Source organism: Paenibacillus sp. PastM-3 (assembly GCF_029893965.1).
In the GTDB taxonomy this organism is placed as follows: Bacteria; Bacillota; Bacilli; order Paenibacillales; family Paenibacillaceae; genus Paenibacillus_AQ.
In genome coordinates this window covers 107,013-123,013 of record NZ_JARXXP010000016.1, presented here as the reverse complement: position 1 = coordinate 123,013, position 16,001 = coordinate 107,013, and the positions used below count along the sequence as shown (strand labels likewise).

Below are 16,001 nucleotides of genomic sequence, written 5' to 3'. Positions count from 1 at the left end.
TCCATTCCGAATAGACTGTGGTTGAACCTGAAGCAGAACTCAGTATTTTTCTTAAGTGAGTTTTTCACGAAGGTAACACAATGAATTCCAGCTCACAAAACAAAGCTTAAGCTTCCGGAGCAAGTTTTGTACGAAGAAATTACAGGGAAGTTCAGCTCACAAAACTTTTAGGAGGGATATTATGGCAGAGCAGGTTACAAAGAAACAAGTTATGAAGCTTGTCGGCAAACATATTGTTGCTGTAAAAAAAGACGGCTCCAAGGTCACGGGTAAACTGGTGCGTGTATCGGGCAACCGTCTTATTCTTCAGCGGGTCAGCGGTAAAAAAGTGCAAACCAATGCACTGATTCCGCTAGTGCTGTTTGATCTGCTTGCTGTAGGTACTGCACCATATGCCGGCTACGGCGGCGGTTATGGCTATGGCGGCGTACCTTACGGCGGCTACGGACCAGGGCCAGGTTATGGCGGCTATGGACCGGGTCCGGGTTATTACGGAGGTAAGCCGTACCCGCCGATCGGATTCTTTTAAATTTCAGTTGAACTGCTTTTCGAACTCATAGCAATAATTCTGCGGCTGATAACGGGCTACGCTGTAGCCCATTTTTTCATAGAAGGAAATACCTGCTGTGTTTCCGGTGTCCACAGCCACCTTGGCCCGCTTACAGCCGCGGGATAATGCAAATCGTTCAGCCCGGTCCATCAGCAGATTACCCCAGTGCTTGCGGCGCGCTTCCGGAGCTATGGCCAGCATATCAATATATAGCAGATCACCGTGCAGCATGAAATGGACGAACCCAAGCGGGTCGCTCTCATAGTCCGGACAAGCAACCAGGGTTACACCCTGGCTCAGGCGGCGGGGCAGGTCCTTTCTGACCTGGTTGATTATAGTCTGCGGCAGATGCGACAACGGGACGAGCTGCTTCTCAATCAAGTCCATAATGACGCTGTCATCCTGCCTGGGTCTGCGGTAACGAATCATCGCGCGCCCCCCTTTCCACGCATTGTCGTACATCATATGCCTGCAGGGGTGTGGGCGTTACGGAAAGGACAGAACAACGTTTTGTGACAGATTAGGAAATATGGGTATTGACTTATCCATGTGAGGAATCATATAATGTGTCTAAACATTTTAACGAACATACTTGTATCGGCAATGATGAGGACGAAGTTTTAAGGGCTCTTTTGCTCAGAGAGTGTGAGGATCTGCTGCAACCTCCACCGAAATCCCTTATATACGAGCTCACCTCGGAGCTGTTTTCCTGAAAGGTCCATCAGTTAGAGCGGTGGAATTATTAGGGGGAATCGTCTGGTCCGCGTTACGGACTTCAGGTTACAAAGATTTGGGCCCTGCCTACATCGATGGATTTTTGTTACCTGATAAGGCGTTGCATCGTGAGATGCAATGCAAACATGGGTGGTACCACGGAAGCTAAACCTTTCGTCCCTCACGCGCTTTGCTTTGGCGCGTGGGAGGCGGAAGGTTTTTTTGGTTTTAAGCCCCTGCTGCTGAATAAAGGACGGTCCGTCATTTGCATAATGAATGTTAACTATCGAAGGGAGGAATACTGATGAGCGCGCAAACACCGGAAGTGCGGTCTACAGAAGAATTACGTGAGAAATGGAAAAATCCCGAGGTGATAACAGGTTCTGAAATCCTGCTGCGCAGTCTGGTACTGGAAGGTGTGGATACGGTATTCGGCTATCCGGGCGGAGCGGTATTGTATATCTACGATGCCCTGCACGGATTCGATGATTTCAAGCATATTCTTACCCGCCACGAGCAAGGCGCAATTCATGCCGCTGACGGCTATGCCAGAGCAAGCGGGAAGCCGGGCGTATGTATCGCAACCTCAGGTCCGGGAGCAACGAATCTCGTTACAGGAATTGCAACGGCCTTTATGGACTCGGTTCCGCTCGTAGTAATCACTGGTAATGTCTTCTCCAGCCTGATTGGAACAGATGCCTTCCAGGAAGCGGATATCACAGGAATAACAATGCCGATTACGAAGCACAGCTATCTGGTAAGGGATGTCGAAGATCTGCCGCGTATCATTCATGAAGCGTTCCATATCGCAAATACAGGACGTAAGGGTCCAGTACTGATCGACATTCCGAAGGATGTATCGGCAGCAAAAGCGCTGTTCACACCGGTACAGAACCAGGGAGTCAACCTCCGCGGCTATAACCCGCGGACCGTTCCTAATAAGCTTCAGCTGGATAAGCTGATCCGGGCCATCTCGGCAGCCGAACGTCCGATTATTATCGCAGGCGGCGGCGTTATCTACTCCGGAGCGCATGAAGCGATGACCGAGTTTGTAAAACGGACCGAAATCCCGATTACAACAACTCTGCTGGGACTCGGCTGCTTCCCTAGTGCTGACGACCTCTGGATGGGAATGCCTGGTATGCATGGTACCTATACAGCCAATAATGCCATACAGCAATGTGATTTGCTGATTAACATCGGTGCCCGGTTTGATGACCGCGTAACCGGTAAGCTGGACGGCTTTGCTCCGAAAGCGAAGATTGTTCACATCGACATTGATCCGGCGGAAATCGGCAAGAACGTTACACCTGATATTCCGATTGTAGGCGATGTAAAAACGGTACTGGAAATGCTGATTCCGGACCTTACACGCGCTGCTAAGGCGGATGCCTGGAGAACGCAAATCGCCCAGTGGAAGCTTGAGAAGCCGCTCCGCTACAACGATTCGGACACAGAGCTCAAGCCGCAATGGGTCATTGAAATGATCAATGAGACTACCAAAGGCGAAGCCATTGTAACTACTGACGTTGGCCAGCATCAGATGTGGGCTGCACAGTACTATAAATTTAATCACCCGCGCTCATGGATTACTTCCGGAGGACTTGGAACAATGGGCTTCGGATTCCCGTCAGCAATCGGCGCACAAATGGCTCAGCCTGGGCGGCTGGTAGTTTCCATTAACGGGGACGGCGGAATGCAGATGTGTTCCCAGGAGCTGGCGATCTGTGCAATCAATAATATCCCGGTCAAAATCGTAGTCATCAACAATCAGGTTCTGGGTATGGTACGCCAGTGGCAGAATCTCATTTATGAGAAACGCTACAGCTACACAGACCTCGCCGGCAGCCCGGATTTTGTTAAGCTGGCTGAAGCCTACGGTGTAAAAGGACTGCGGGCAACGAATAAAGAAGAAGCAGGCGCAGCGTGGAAAGAAGCACTGGAAACGCCGGGACCCGTTCTGGTAGAATTCGTCGTTCCAAAGGACGAAAATGTCTACCCGATGGTAACTCAGGGCTCAACCATTGATCAAATGCTTATGGGGGATGAATGACAGTGATGAAACACACGATTTCTGTGCTTGTGAATGACCAGCCGGGTGTGCTGCAGCGGGTAGCGGGCTTGTTCGGACGCCGTGGCTTCAATATTGAGAGCATTACTGTCGGGCAATCCGAAGAAATCGGATTGTCCCGGATGGTCATCGTTACACTCGGCGACCAGCACACGCTGGAACAGATCGAGAAGCAGCTTTACAAGTTGATTGATGTCATCAAGGTTGTAGATCTTGGCTCCAAACCAATGGTTGCCCGCGAACTGGCCCTGATCAAAGTCAAAGCCGAGCCGGCTGAGCGTCCCGAAATTATGGGCGTTGTTGAGACGTTCCGTGCTTCTGTTGTCGATATCGGTACAAACAGCCTATTGGTCCAGGTCGTAGGCGATACACAAAAGATCGATGCGATGATTGAATTACTGAAGCCATACGGCATCAAAGAACTGTCCCGTACCGGAGTCACAGCAATGATCCGCGGGAATGCCTGATCAGTATAATTTACAGCTTTAACGAATTGCTGCTTGTGTGCATTAATTTGATAATATTATAATGAATTGCCCTCGAAAGAGCGGGGACTTGAGGAGCAGCACGGAGCTGCGGATTCAGCCTCAGGCACTCTTGAAGTACCCGCTCTTTACGATGGGTTCCAAATTAAAGGAGGATATTGACAATGGCAGTGACAACGTACTATGAACAGGATGCAGAACTCAGCGTATTAAAAGGAAAGACAATTGCAGTAATCGGGTACGGCAGCCAAGGACATGCCCAGGCGCAGAACCTGCGCGACAGCGGGCTTCAGGTTGTCATCGGCCTGCGTGAAGGCAAATCCTTTGAAACCGCCAAAAATGACGGCTTTGAAGTATTGTCGGTAGCTGAAGCAGTATCCCGTGCAGACGTAGTGCAAATTCTGATGCCGGACGAAACACAGGCATCCGTATATAAGAATGATATTGAGCCTAACCTCAAAAAAGGCGCAGCTCTGATGTTCTCCCACGGCTTCAACGTACATTTCGGCCAGATCGTTGCTCCTAAGGATGCTGACGTACTGCTGGTTGCACCTAAATCCCCGGGCCACATGGTTCGCCGCACTTATGTAGAAGGCTTCGGCGTTCCTGGTCTGATCGCAATCGAACAGGATGCTACAGGAAATGCTAAGGCAATCGGACTTGCTTATGCTAAAGGTATCGGCTGTACACGTGCAGGGGTTATCGAAACCTCCTTCCGTGAAGAAACCGAAACCGATCTGTTCGGTGAGCAGGCTGTACTTTGCGGCGGTGTATCCGCACTGATCAAAGCCGGCTTCGAAACGTTGACTGAAGCAGGATATGCTCCTGAAATGGCTTACTTCGAGTGTCTGCATGAGCTGAAGCTGATTGTTGACCTGGTGTATGAAGGCGGACTTGCTACTATGCGTGATTCCATCTCCAACACTGCCGAGTACGGTGACTATGTAACTGGACCGCGCATTGTTACTGACGAAACCAAAAAAGCAATGAAAGCTGTACTGACTGATATCCAGCAGGGTAAATTTGCCCGTGACTTTATCCTGGAGAACCAGTCCGGCCGTGCCTTCCTGACTGCTACCCGCCGCAACGAAGCTGCTCATCCGGTAGAAGTAGTCGGCAGCCAGCTGCGTGAAATGATGCACTGGATTAAGAAATAGGCTCATATACTTAATTGGTAAGACACAATAGTGTAATCCTCAGATGCGGCCGTAACTTTGCGGGCCGCATTTGAGGGTTTTTGCACAATTTTCAGGAGGTGCTCAGCTTGCGGAAAATCTATGTGTTCGACACGACGCTGCGTGACGGGGAGCAGTCGCCGGGTGTGAACCTGAATACACGTGAGAAGGTGGAAATCGCCTACCAGCTTGAAAAGCTTGGAGTTGACCGGATGGAGGCAGGCTTCCCCGCAGCTTCACCGGGCGATCTGGCAGCTGTCAACGCCGTAGCGAAAGCAGTAAAGGATGTTACTGTTATCGGACTTTCACGCTCCAGAGAGACTGATATTGACGCGGTCAGAGAAGCACTGAAGGGCGCGCAGGACCCTTGCATTCATATTTTTCTGGCAACCTCGCCGATTCACCGGCAGCATAAGCTGCGTATGGAAAAAGCCCAGGTGCTTGAAACCGCACAATCTGCGATCCGTTACGCGAAGAAGTATTTTTCCAAGCTGGAGTTTTCCTTGGAGGATGCCGGACGGACCGAGCGTGATTTTATGGCGGAAATGGTGGCCATGGCGATCCGTGAGGGCGCGAATGTGGTCAATATTCCCGATACGGTCGGTTACCTGAACCCCTCGGAATATGGAGCCATTTTTAAATTCCTGAAGGATACAGTGCCTGACATTGAGAAGGTCCAGCTGAGTGCCCACTGTCATAATGACCTGGGAATGGCTACTGCCAATACACTGGCGGCCATTCAGAACGGTGCGGATCAGATCGAAGGTACCATCAACGGTATCGGGGAACGGGCCGGTAATACGGCGATTGAAGAAGTGGCTCTGGCGCTGGAGACGCGCAACGAATTTTTCGGAGCGAAGACTTCTCTGGTGCTCTCGGAAATCTCCCGGACCAGCCGTCTGGTCAGCAGACTGACCGGGATGGCCGTTCCGGGCAATAAGGCAATTGTCGGGGCCAATGCTTTTGCACATGAGTCTGGTATCCATCAGGACGGCATGCTCAAGGAGAAGACCACCTATGAGATTATGACGCCGGAAACGATCGGGCTCAAAGAGAGTAAGCTGGTGCTGGGCAAGCATTCCGGCCGTCACGCCTTCCGGGATAAACTTAATGATCTGGGATATGACCTGCCGGAGGAAGAAGTGAATACCGCCTTTGCGAAATTCAAGGATCTGGCTGATAAGAAAAAAGAGGTCTCCGATGAGGACATTCTGGCCCTGTTGGAGGAAAAGCTGGGCGATACGCCGGAAATTTTCAGTCTGCAGACCATTTATGTCACTTACGGCAATGAGTCCATTCCTACAGCAAAGGTAGTCATTAAAGGCCAGGAAGCTGAGCCGATAGTAGCAGTTGCCGAGGGGAATGGTTCGGTTGATGCCATTTATAATGCGATCGATCTGGCTACAAGCGAGGAAGTTACCCTGGGTGACTATTCCATTAAAGCTGTAAGCCGCGGCAAGGATGCACAGGGTGAGGTACATGTTGTGCTGTCCCAGGGTGAAGTAGCTGCACAAGGACGCGGACTGAGCACGGATATTCTTGAGGCCAGCGCCCGGGCTTATCTGGATGCGCTCAATAAGCTGCTGGAGAAGCGTAAGACGTACACTCGTCGTGATCATGCACAGCTGTAAGACTATTTTATAGAAGAAAAAGAATAAGTTAATGAAAGCCATGCATTCTGCAAAGCGTTCTTTGCGGATGTATGGCTTTTTTTGTGCTGATGAGGCGGGTAGGGCAAATGGAAGTGATTTATCAGTGGTTTGTCAGCGAAAATAGTTACAATGTATCTTGACGTTATTGCGCATAGGCGCATTTTTTTGTTGTGAAGGCCAGCTTTATAGGGATTTTGTAGGGGGAATAGTAGTATTCCAACACTGTTCTTAATAAAAGATGAGGGAGAGGGAAAATTCTTGAGAGTAATAAGACAAAACAAATGGGCCATTTGGCTCGGAGTAGTTATGCTGGTAACAGCACTTGCAACCACAATAGGTTTCTTTTCAAATGTCAATGCAGATGCAACAGAAACTCAAATTACAGAGGATATTGTTAAAAGCGTAACCCTGTCCGTCTATGAGAACGGTACGCAGGTTACAAGCAACGTGTATAAGCTGGATTCTACAGTTAAGCTGAATTTGACCTATGAGCTTCCGGATGCCAAATATGGAGAGGGTGCTACTTATACATATACTCTTCCGTCCCAGTTAAAAATTGATCAAACCTATTCGGGCACACTGGTTAACAGTGAATTTGACGATGGTGTCGGCACTTATACGGTAGGTTCTGATAATAAAGTCGTATTTAAATTTAATAAGAATATTGATGGGCTGTTTGATATAAAAGGAAACTTTTGGGCGGAGTCCAAGCTAAGCTCGACTACAGTTACCGGCAGTACAACACAGGTGCTTCCTTTTCCGATCGCAGGAAATGCGAGTAACTCCATCACACTCCAGATTCAGCCCAATAACGGAAAGGCTGTTAGCAAATCCGGAGTCCCGCTGCCGCAAAAATATAATGCAAGCACGATTGAGTGGACGGTGGATGTGAATACCTCTCTAAGCAGGCTCGCGAATGCATCCGTTACAGATACGATTCCAACAGGTCTGGATTTGAATACGGTCTCCATAGCTGTATATGGTCTGAATGTCGATGTACAGGGAAACGTAACTCAAGGGGGTCAGCTCGATCCTGCACTGTATGATACATCTGCAAGTACCGCGAGGAATTTGAACCTGAAATTCAATAATACGATAAATGAAGCCTATCGGGTGAAGTTCTTCACCAGCATTACAGATACAAGTAAATCCAGTTTTACTAACACAGCTACCCTAAATGGCAACGGGGCCTCCCAAAGCGGAACGTCTTCAGCCGTTGGAGTCAGTTACGGGAAATCGCTGGAGAAGACTGCTGGCAGCTATAATGCAACAACGGAAACGATTAGCTGGCAAATTAAGTTTAATTATGATGAAAAAACAATTACCGCGGATAAAGCTGTGCTAACCGACTATTTTAACATAAGCCAGGACTATGTTCCCGCATCGCTGAAAATTTTCAAAGTGAATCTGGATCAAAATGGAAGTGGCACAGATGATGGCCAGTTGACTGCGGGCACAGATTATACTGTGACTACACTGCCGGATACGGCGACTACAGCTGGCTTTAAAATCCAGTTCAACAATGACATCCAGTCAGCATACCGGATTGTCTACGATACCAAGGTAGCGGAGCGGGTATATTCCGGTGAAAGTATTGTAAATAAAGTTACATACAACGGCCAGACTGTTCAAGCTTCTGCTTCTACTACCCAACGGATTTTGAACAAACAGTCACCTTCAGGTGTGAATTATTTAAACAAAACAGTGAACTGGACGATTAAGGTTAATGAAGACAACAGAACGATGACAAATCTGTTGCTGACAGACAAATTTGATAATGCAGGCTTGAAGCTGATCGGAAAACCGGTTATTTCTCCTGCCCTGGTTGAAAACGTTGATTATACAATCACTAATTTAGGTTCTGGAGATTTCAGTGTAAATGATGGCTTCCAAATCAAATTTTTGAAGCCCATTACGGAGGCATATACGATCACATACAGCACTGAATTTGATTATTACAAACTAAAAACAGCCTCCAGCTACTTCAGGAATACTGCTTCCATTGTGTGGGATGAAAAAACAACAACGGGTACACAAACGTCAGCTCAAACGTTCACTCCACGAACCGAAGTCATCAAAAATGGCCTCAAATCGGGCAGTTATGATGCAACAAGCAAGACTATCACCTGGAAGGTTGGCGCGAACTATAACAAAAGAGCGCTGGCCGCTGGTGCAGAGCTGGTAGATACGCTGCCGGCAAGCCAGCAGATGGCGGGCGGAGATGCCAGCTCGGTCAAAGTATATGAGCTTACTTATAAGTCTAACGGTAATCCGGTACAGGGAAGCCTTGTGAATGCTGCAGAGTATGAAGCGGGCGTAACCAGTGATGGACGTAAGCTTAAGGTTAAATTCAAGAACGATATCGACTATGCCTTCTATGTAGTTTTCCAGACAGCGTTCATAGCCGGAGATATTAATCTGGATAAGGTTACCAATACTGCAATTTTGAATGATGCACAGTCCAACGCGGTGTCGGAAACCTTAACTTCTCCAGAGGTAAGTGTTCCGAACGGCGGCCAATATGTGACTAAGACCGGAACCAGAGACTCCTCGGATCAGACCATTATAAACTGGACCATGACCATTAACGCGAATCAGTCTGTAGTAGGCGATGCTCAGGTTGTGGATACTCCGAGTACAAATCAGGTGCTGCTGCCAGCCAGCTTCCAGCTTTTTAAAACAACGGTGAACTCAAGCGGTGCAGTAACAGCAACATCTGCTAAACTGGCCGAGGGAACAGACTATACACTTGAATTCCTGACTGACTCCAGCGGTAAGGACATCTTTAAGCTGGCTTTTAAGAATACGATATCCGAACCATACGTGCTTAAGTACCAGACTGTTATTACGGCTGTAGGAACTGTAGCGGTAACTAACGCAGTTTCTTTCACCGGAACGGGCTCAAAATCAGTAAGCAAGCCTTTTTCATACAGCAACAGCTTTACTATCGTTGATACCGGCGGTACGGGCAGCGGGGTAAAAGGGTCGCTCAAGGTACTAAAGACCAATGCGGATCAATCGTTACTTCTGCCTGGTGCTGAATTTTCCCTGGGCCGGATCGTAGGTAGTGAACTGAAGGAAACAAAGTATGCGACCAGCGATTCCGGCGGTAACCTGGAGTTCAAGGATTTGCGTGCGGGAAAATATATATTGAAGGAAACCAAGGCGCCAGCTGGCTATGCGGTTGATACTACAGAGCGTACGGTGACTATCAATTCCTCCACACCAGTTCTGTTGACAGTGACCAATGATTTCAACGGCTCGCTCAAGGTAACCAAGGTGGCGAAAGAAAATACGGCTACTAAACTTGCAGGAGCAGTCTTTGAGCTATATAACTCAGCCAATACACTGGTCGGTTCCGGGACTACGAATGCAAGCGGTGAATTGATTTTCATCAAGTTAATGGGTGGAAGCTACACTCTTAAGGAGACGAAGGCTCCGGACGGATATGTAATTACTGCCGGCAGTACTGCTGTAACCATAGATCCGGCACAACAAAAAACTTTAACCGTTACTAATGATAAAATAGTGCTCGGCTCGCTTAAGCTGACCAAGGTAGACTCGGCTGACTCTTCTAAAAAGCTTGCTGGAGCTGAATTCAAGCTCTATGACGCCAGCAAAGCTTTGGTAGCAACGGCTACTACAGACGCGAACGGGGTTGTGGAGTTTAAGGATCTGAAGCTTGGCGCCTATACTTTCAAGGAAACGGTGGCTCCGTCCGGCTACGTGCTGGATTCGGCTGAACGCAGCGTTAATATTACTTCGGCCGTGCAAATTGTGCAGCAAATTACCAATAATGAACTTTTAGGCTCGATTAAGCTGACCAAAGTAGATGAAGACAACACGGCGAAGATGCTGGCAGGAGCAGAGTTCAAGCTGTACAACGCCAGCGATGTTGTGGTTGCAACAGCTACAACAGACGCGAACGGCGTCGTTGAGTTTAAGGATCTTAAGCTTGGCGCCTACACCTTCAAGGAGACGGTGTCTCCGGTTGGGTACGTGCTGAATAGCACCGAGCGCAGCGCGAACCTGACTGTGGCTGCACCAAATGTGCAGCAGCAGATTACCAACAAAGAGATTCTGGGCTCATTGAAGCTGACCAAAGTAGATGAAGACAACAAGGCTAAGAAGCTGGCAGGAGCGGAGTTCAAGCTGTACAATGCCAGCGATGTTGTGGTCGCAACAGCTACAACAGACGCGAACGGCGTCGTTGAGTTTAAGGATTTGAAGCTTGGAACCTACACCTTCAAGGAAACGGTAGCTCCGGTCGGTTACGTGCTGAATAGCACCGAACGCAGCGCGAACCTGACTGTTGCTGCACCAAATGTGCAGCAGCAGATTACGAATAAGGAAATTCTGGGCTCGCTGAAGCTGACGAAGGTCGATCAGGATGATACGGCGAAGAAGCTGTCAGGAGCGGAATTCAAGCTGTACAATGCCAGCGATGTTGTGGTCGCAACAGCTACTACAGACGCGAACGGCGTGGTTGAGTTTAAGGATTTGAAGCTTGGAGCGTACACCTTCAAGGAGACGGTGGCTCCAGTTGGCTACGTGCTGAATAGCATCGAACGCAGCGCGAACCTGACTGTGGCTGCACCAAATGTGCAGCAGCAGATTACGAATAAGGAAATTCTGGGCTCGCTGAAGCTGACGAAGGTCGATCAGGATGATACGGCGAAAAAGCTGTCAGGAGCGGAATTCAAGCTGTACAATGCCAGCGATGTTGTGGTTGCAACAGCTACAACAGACGCGAACGGCGTCGTTGAGTTTAAGAATCTGAAGCTTGGAGCGTACACCTTCAAGGAGACGGTAGCCCCGGTTGGCTACGTGCTGAATGGAACCGAACGCAGCGCTAACCTGACTGTAGCATTGCCGAATGTGCAGCAGCAGATTACCAACAAAGAGATTCTGGGCTCGCTGAAGCTGACGAAGGTCGATCAGGACGATACGGCGAAGAAGCTGTCAGGAGCAGAGTTCAAGCTGTACAACGCCAGCGATGTTGTGATCGCAACAGCTACAACAGACGCGAACGGCGTCGTGGAGTTTAAGAATCTGAAGCTTGGAACCTACACGTTCAAGGAAACGGTAGCCCCGGTTGGCTACGTGCTGAATAGCACCGAGCGCAGCGCGAACCTGACTGTGGCTGCACCAAATGTGCAGCAGCAGATTACCAACAAAGAGATTCTGGGCTCGCTGAAGCTGACGAAGGTCGATCAGGATGATACGGCGAAGAAGCTGTCAGGAGCAGAGTTCAAGCTGTACAACGCCAGCGATGTTGTGGTCGCAACAGCTACTACGGACGCGAACGGTGTTGTGGAGTTTAAGGACTTGAAGCTGGGAGCATACACCTTCAAGGAAACGGTAGCTCCGGTTGGGTACGTGCTGAATGGAACCGAACGCAGCGCGAACCTGACTGTAGCGTTGCCGAACGTGCAGCAGCAGATTACCAATAAGGAGATCCTTGGCTCGCTGAAGCTGACGAAGGTCGATCAGGATGATACGGCGAAGAAGCTGGCAGGAGCAGAATTCAAGCTGTACAACGCCAGCGATGTTGTGGTCGCAACAGCTACTACGGACGCGAACGGTGTTGTGGAGTTTAAGGACTTGAAGCTGGGAGCATACACCTTCAAGGAAACGGTAGCTCCGGTTGGGTACGTGCTGAATGGAACCGAACGCAGCGCGAACCTGACTGTAGCGTTGCCGAACGTGCAGCAGCAGATTACGAACAAGGCAGTACCTGCAACACCTGCACCGACAGCTGCACCAACAGCAACGCCAACAGCAACGCCCACACCGGCACCTGCCACATCATATCCGGGTACTCCAGCATCGACACCAACCGCTTCTACGGTACCGGGGTCTGTCGTTACACCAGGACCTTCAGCAACGCCAGCACCAGGTGTAACGGCAACACCAGGCCTGACAACACCAGGACCAACTGTGAGTCCGGCAACGCCTGCCGTGAGCAGTGCCCCAACACCGCAAGCTACAACAGCTACTACCATTGCGGATATCCCGATTGATGGAGAGATTCCGCTGGGCGGCATTCCGAGCATCAGTGAGGAGCCGTCACATGGTACGGTTGTGGTTACACCGGATGGAAAATGGACTTATACCCCTGATCCCGGCTTTACCGGGAAGGATAAGTTCACCGTCACTGTAACGGATGAGGACGGCAATGAGCAGGAGATTATCATCGAAGTTGATATTGATGAAGTTCCGCTCGGTTCGGTACCTGATAATGACACTGGTACAGATAATAGTACTAACTCGGATAATGAGAATAACGGTCTGCCCGGCAATCTTCCCAAAACAGGCGAAGAGAGTCCGCTTCCGCTGTATCTGACAGGCGGAGGACTTATGGTTCTCGGTATCTTCCTGGCCGTGAGATTCAGAACGCGCAAGAAACAGGAATAATTTTCAAACGATAAATAACATTCATAGCAACGAAACAATCCACCTGATGAACTGCTTTGGGTGGGTTGTTTTTTTTCTTATATTCAAGAATGTTTACGGACTTTTGCAGGGGATTCTACGGTAAACTAGGTATGAGTAATCTTTTTTGAAAAAATACGTTACGGCCTGCAGGGGAACCGGATTGCCCGGCGTCTAACGTTATGAAGAAGGAGGGGAGAACGACTTGGAAGAGGCGGAATGGATTTCAGCCGTGCTTAACGGCCAGAGCCAGGCTTTTGGACATCTGGTGACGCGTTATCAGGGCATGGTATACCGAGTGTGCATCAAAATAACGGGAGAAGCCGAGTCGGCCAAGGATATGGCTCAGGAAGTCTTCATCAAAGCCTACAAGGCGCTCCCCTCCTTCAGGGGACAGTCTTCATTCTCTACCTGGCTGTACCGGATTGCATACAGAACCTGTCTGGACTGGAAACGGGCCAATGACAGGGAATGGCGCCACCGCAGTACGGCGGATTATACAGAGAATGACTGGATTACCTCACATACGCCGGAGCAGGCGGCACTGAGCAAGGAAGCCTCAGAGGAGCTGGATCAGAATCTGAACAGCCTCACGGAACCGTACCGGTCGGTCGTGCAGCTGTATTATTTTCAGCACCACTCCTATCAGGAAATTGCCGAACAGAAGGGCGTCTCGGTTAAAACAGTAGAATCACAGCTCTACAGAGCCAGACAGATGATGCGAAAAAGCGGGGAGGAATGGCGATGAATTGTGCAACAGTCAAAGAATGGATGCCGCATTATATTGAAGGCACACTGTCTCCGGAGATGGAGCTGAATATCCGTCTGCACATCGAAGCTTGTCCCGGCTGCTCATCATGGCTGGAGGAGGCCCGTGGGCTGGCCGAACTGTGGAGTGAGATGGAAGCCGGACTAGATACGCCGGAGTCATGGGATTTTCCCGATATAACGAATGACGTAATGGAGCATATTGGGCAGCTTGAAGCAGGCCGCCGTGAGCGCGCTGTCAGGGCGACCGCAGCCCGGCGCCGGACTGCACCAGGCACATCATGGATGCACTATGGAGTTGCAGTGGGCCTTACGTTTCTGCTGCTGCAGTTCGGGGTATTTGAGAATCTGGCCTACGGAATCACCGAGATCAACGGGCAGATGTCGACATCCGTTACAGCATGGTTTAATGCCCAAGGCGGCCATAAATAGAAGCATAATCAGCTTTGGCTTACGAAAAGAGTTGTAAAAGAAGACAAGGCGAAGAAGGAATGCTCACCAAACTTTTAGGAGGATATAGCATGATTAAGAAAAAACGCTGGCTTACCTTTTTCCTGGCGCTTGTACCGGGCTTGGGACATTTATATCTGGGATTTAAAAAGCTTGGACTGCAGTATATGATCGGAGCCTCGGCGTGTATCATTTTTATTCCGTCCATGCCGACGGTGTTCCCGTTCGCACTTGCTGCTCTCTGGTTCTATCAATTATTTGATGCCCTGCAAAAAGCGGCCTGGATGAAGCTGACGATCGCCGAGCATGAGCGGATGATGTTCCACCCGGACAGTTATGGAGCCCCGTGGAGCATGGGTTTGCCTCCGGTATCGGAGTATCCGCAGGATGATGTAAATCCTGTATGGCTGGGCATCGGCTGTGTCGCGGCAGGCTTCCTGCTGCTGGTGGCTACCGCTTTTCCGTGGCTCTGGCGTATTCTTACCGATATGAATATCGGGTCCATTCTGCTGTCGCTGGCCCTGATCGGATACGGCTTCAGAATGCTCAAAAAAAATTCAAAAGTATAGGAAATGGGGATTTGATCCATGGGGAGATGGAAAATCGGCAGCTTCTCTGCCGCAATCGGCTGCATCGCAGTGGGTGTATTAATCGTTTTGGCTCAATATGATGTGGTTTCATACGATACCCTGGGTTATTTGTGGCCGGCATTACTTATTCTGTTCGGACTGGAAATGCTGATCCGGCTGTTCATCCGCTCAGATGTCAAAACCCGTGTCAGCGGCTGGGCCATTCTGCTGATTATCGTGCTGGTGCTGGCAAGCGGCGGGCAGACCGTACTGGCTGGCGGAACACTCGGCGGAATTTTCGGCCGGACGCAGCTGGCTCCGCTGAGTGGAACAGTCGAGGTACAGCCCAAGATTGAGCGTGTGAAGATTGAACTGCCCAGCGGAAAGGTTATGATTCAAGGAACAGACGGGAACACCCTTGAGTATGAGGGCAAGCTCGAGCTTCCGGGCAAAAACGAAAGCGAAGCAGCGGACGCTATGGAGAAGAAGTGGAAGGTATCCGAAGATGGGGATACGCTTATTCTGAAGCTGGATCTGGAGACGAACTGGCTGTCAAACATTCACTTCGGCGTCTATACCAAGGAACCGTATTTGAATATCAGCCTTCCGCAGAATCTGGCGGTCCTGGTGGAGACCAGCGACGGGGCAGTTGAAGCTGCCAATCTTACGGCAGGCATTGAGGTCGATACCAGCAACGGTACGCTGGATATTCATGATATCACCGGCGGAGTTGATGCCCACACCAGTAATGGGACCATTTCCGTTCAGAATGTGCAGGGGGAAACCGAGCTTTCCAGCTCCAATGGTGCAATCACGCTTACCAATATTGACGGTTCAGTGTCGGCAGAGAGCAGCAACGGCAGAATCACCGTTAACTCTGCGGTTACTGGCGATTGGGAGCTGGACTCCACTAACGGCAAAATAACCGTCAGCCTGCCGGCGGCAACAGACGCTGAGATCGATGCGGAGACGAGCAACGGCGGATTGAAGGGAAATGTTAACTGGAACCGGGAGGATGATAATCATGGCACAGCAGTGCTGGGTGCCGGAAAACATGAGGTTTCCCTGTCAACCAGTAACGGTGCCATTACTGTAGATACAGCCGAGTAGCAAAAGGAGCAGCCTCCCGGAC

General features: G+C 49.9%; 11 protein-coding genes. 10 read left to right on the top strand and 1 reads right to left on the bottom strand.

Going from position 1 to position 16,001, the window contains the following annotated elements; translation table 11 throughout:
* Positions 1 to 181 precede the first annotated feature (181 nt).
* The gene (locus M2108_RS20885; RefSeq protein WP_277471412.1) at positions 182 to 529 is read left to right on the top strand and encodes a hypothetical protein; all 348 of its coding nucleotides are present in this window, start codon (positions 182 to 184) and stop codon (positions 527 to 529) included.
* A gap of 3 nt (positions 530 to 532) precedes the next feature.
* On the opposite strand, the gene M2108_RS20880 is transcribed toward M2108_RS20885, so the two are convergent.
* The gene (locus M2108_RS20880) at positions 533 to 979 is read right to left on the bottom strand and encodes a GNAT family N-acetyltransferase (RefSeq protein ID WP_090717846.1); all 447 of its coding nucleotides are present in this window, start codon (positions 977 to 979) and stop codon (positions 533 to 535) included.
* A 589-nt stretch (positions 980 to 1,568) separates the two neighbouring features.
* Between M2108_RS20880 and ilvB the strand changes: the two genes are divergently transcribed.
* From ilvB to M2108_RS20835, 9 genes are all read left to right on the top strand, one after another.
* Positions 1,569 to 3,317 (top strand): biosynthetic-type acetolactate synthase large subunit, encoded by a 1,749-nt coding sequence (ilvB, locus tag M2108_RS20875; protein ID WP_277471411.1) that lies wholly within the window; start codon positions 1,569 to 1,571, stop codon positions 3,315 to 3,317.
* Positions 3,314 to 3,802 carry an acetolactate synthase small subunit gene (gene ilvN, locus M2108_RS20870; protein ID WP_068721111.1) on the top strand — a complete coding sequence of 163 codons (489 nt, stop codon included), beginning with the start codon at positions 3,314 to 3,316 and terminating at the stop codon, positions 3,800 to 3,802. Before ilvB ends, ilvN begins: the two co-directional genes overlap by 4 nt.
* A gap of 182 nt (positions 3,803 to 3,984) precedes the next feature.
* Positions 3,985 to 4,977: a ketol-acid reductoisomerase gene (gene ilvC, locus M2108_RS20865; RefSeq protein ID WP_221803657.1), complete on the top strand. Its 993-nt coding sequence runs from the start codon at positions 3,985 to 3,987 to the stop codon at positions 4,975 to 4,977.
* 107 nt (positions 4,978 to 5,084) lie between these two features.
* Positions 5,085 to 6,626, top strand: coding sequence for a 2-isopropylmalate synthase (locus M2108_RS20860; RefSeq protein WP_277471410.1), 1,542 nt, complete (start codon positions 5,085 to 5,087; stop codon positions 6,624 to 6,626).
* 279 nt (positions 6,627 to 6,905) lie between these two features.
* Complete coding sequence (locus M2108_RS20855; protein WP_277471409.1) at positions 6,906 to 13,064, top strand: SpaA isopeptide-forming pilin-related protein; 6,159 nt, start codon at positions 6,906 to 6,908, stop codon at positions 13,062 to 13,064.
* A 223-nt stretch (positions 13,065 to 13,287) separates the two neighbouring features.
* A complete protein-coding gene (locus M2108_RS20850; protein ID WP_277471408.1) occupies positions 13,288 to 13,830 on the top strand; it encodes an RNA polymerase sigma factor in 543 nt (180 codons plus the stop codon).
* Positions 13,827 to 14,282, top strand: coding sequence for a zf-HC2 domain-containing protein (locus tag M2108_RS20845; protein WP_277471407.1), 456 nt, complete (start codon positions 13,827 to 13,829; stop codon positions 14,280 to 14,282). The genes M2108_RS20850 and M2108_RS20845 overlap by 4 nt, the downstream gene beginning before the upstream one ends.
* Positions 14,283 to 14,371: 89 nt before the next feature.
* A complete protein-coding gene (locus M2108_RS20840; protein WP_068721121.1) occupies positions 14,372 to 14,869 on the top strand; it encodes a hypothetical protein in 498 nt (165 codons plus the stop codon).
* A gap of 18 nt (positions 14,870 to 14,887) precedes the next feature.
* Positions 14,888 to 15,979, top strand: a complete 1,092-nt coding sequence (locus M2108_RS20835; protein WP_277471406.1) for a DUF4097 family beta strand repeat-containing protein — start codon at positions 14,888 to 14,890, stop codon at positions 15,977 to 15,979.
* The last annotated feature ends 22 nt before the right edge of the window (positions 15,980 to 16,001 follow it).

Excerpts from the sequence above, each read along its gene's own strand:
- M2108_RS20885 (WP_277471412.1), top strand. The coding sequence starts at position 182 with ATGGCAGAGCAGGTTACAAAGAAACAAGTTATGAAGCTTGTCGGCAAA.
- M2108_RS20880 (WP_090717846.1), bottom strand. The coding sequence starts at position 979 with ATGATTCGTTACCGCAGACCCAGGCAGGATGACAGCGTCATTATGGAC.
- ilvB (WP_277471411.1), top strand. The coding sequence starts at position 1,569 with ATGAGCGCGCAAACACCGGAAGTGCGGTCTACAGAAGAATTACGTGAG.
- ilvN (WP_068721111.1), top strand. The coding sequence starts at position 3,314 with ATGACAGTGATGAAACACACGATTTCTGTGCTTGTGAATGACCAGCCG.
- ilvC (WP_221803657.1), top strand. The coding sequence starts at position 3,985 with ATGGCAGTGACAACGTACTATGAACAGGATGCAGAACTCAGCGTATTA.
- M2108_RS20845 (WP_277471407.1), top strand. The coding sequence starts at position 13,827 with ATGAATTGTGCAACAGTCAAAGAATGGATGCCGCATTATATTGAAGGC.
- M2108_RS20840 (WP_068721121.1), top strand. The coding sequence starts at position 14,372 with ATGATTAAGAAAAAACGCTGGCTTACCTTTTTCCTGGCGCTTGTACCG.
- M2108_RS20835 (WP_277471406.1), top strand. The coding sequence starts at position 14,888 with ATGGGGAGATGGAAAATCGGCAGCTTCTCTGCCGCAATCGGCTGCATC.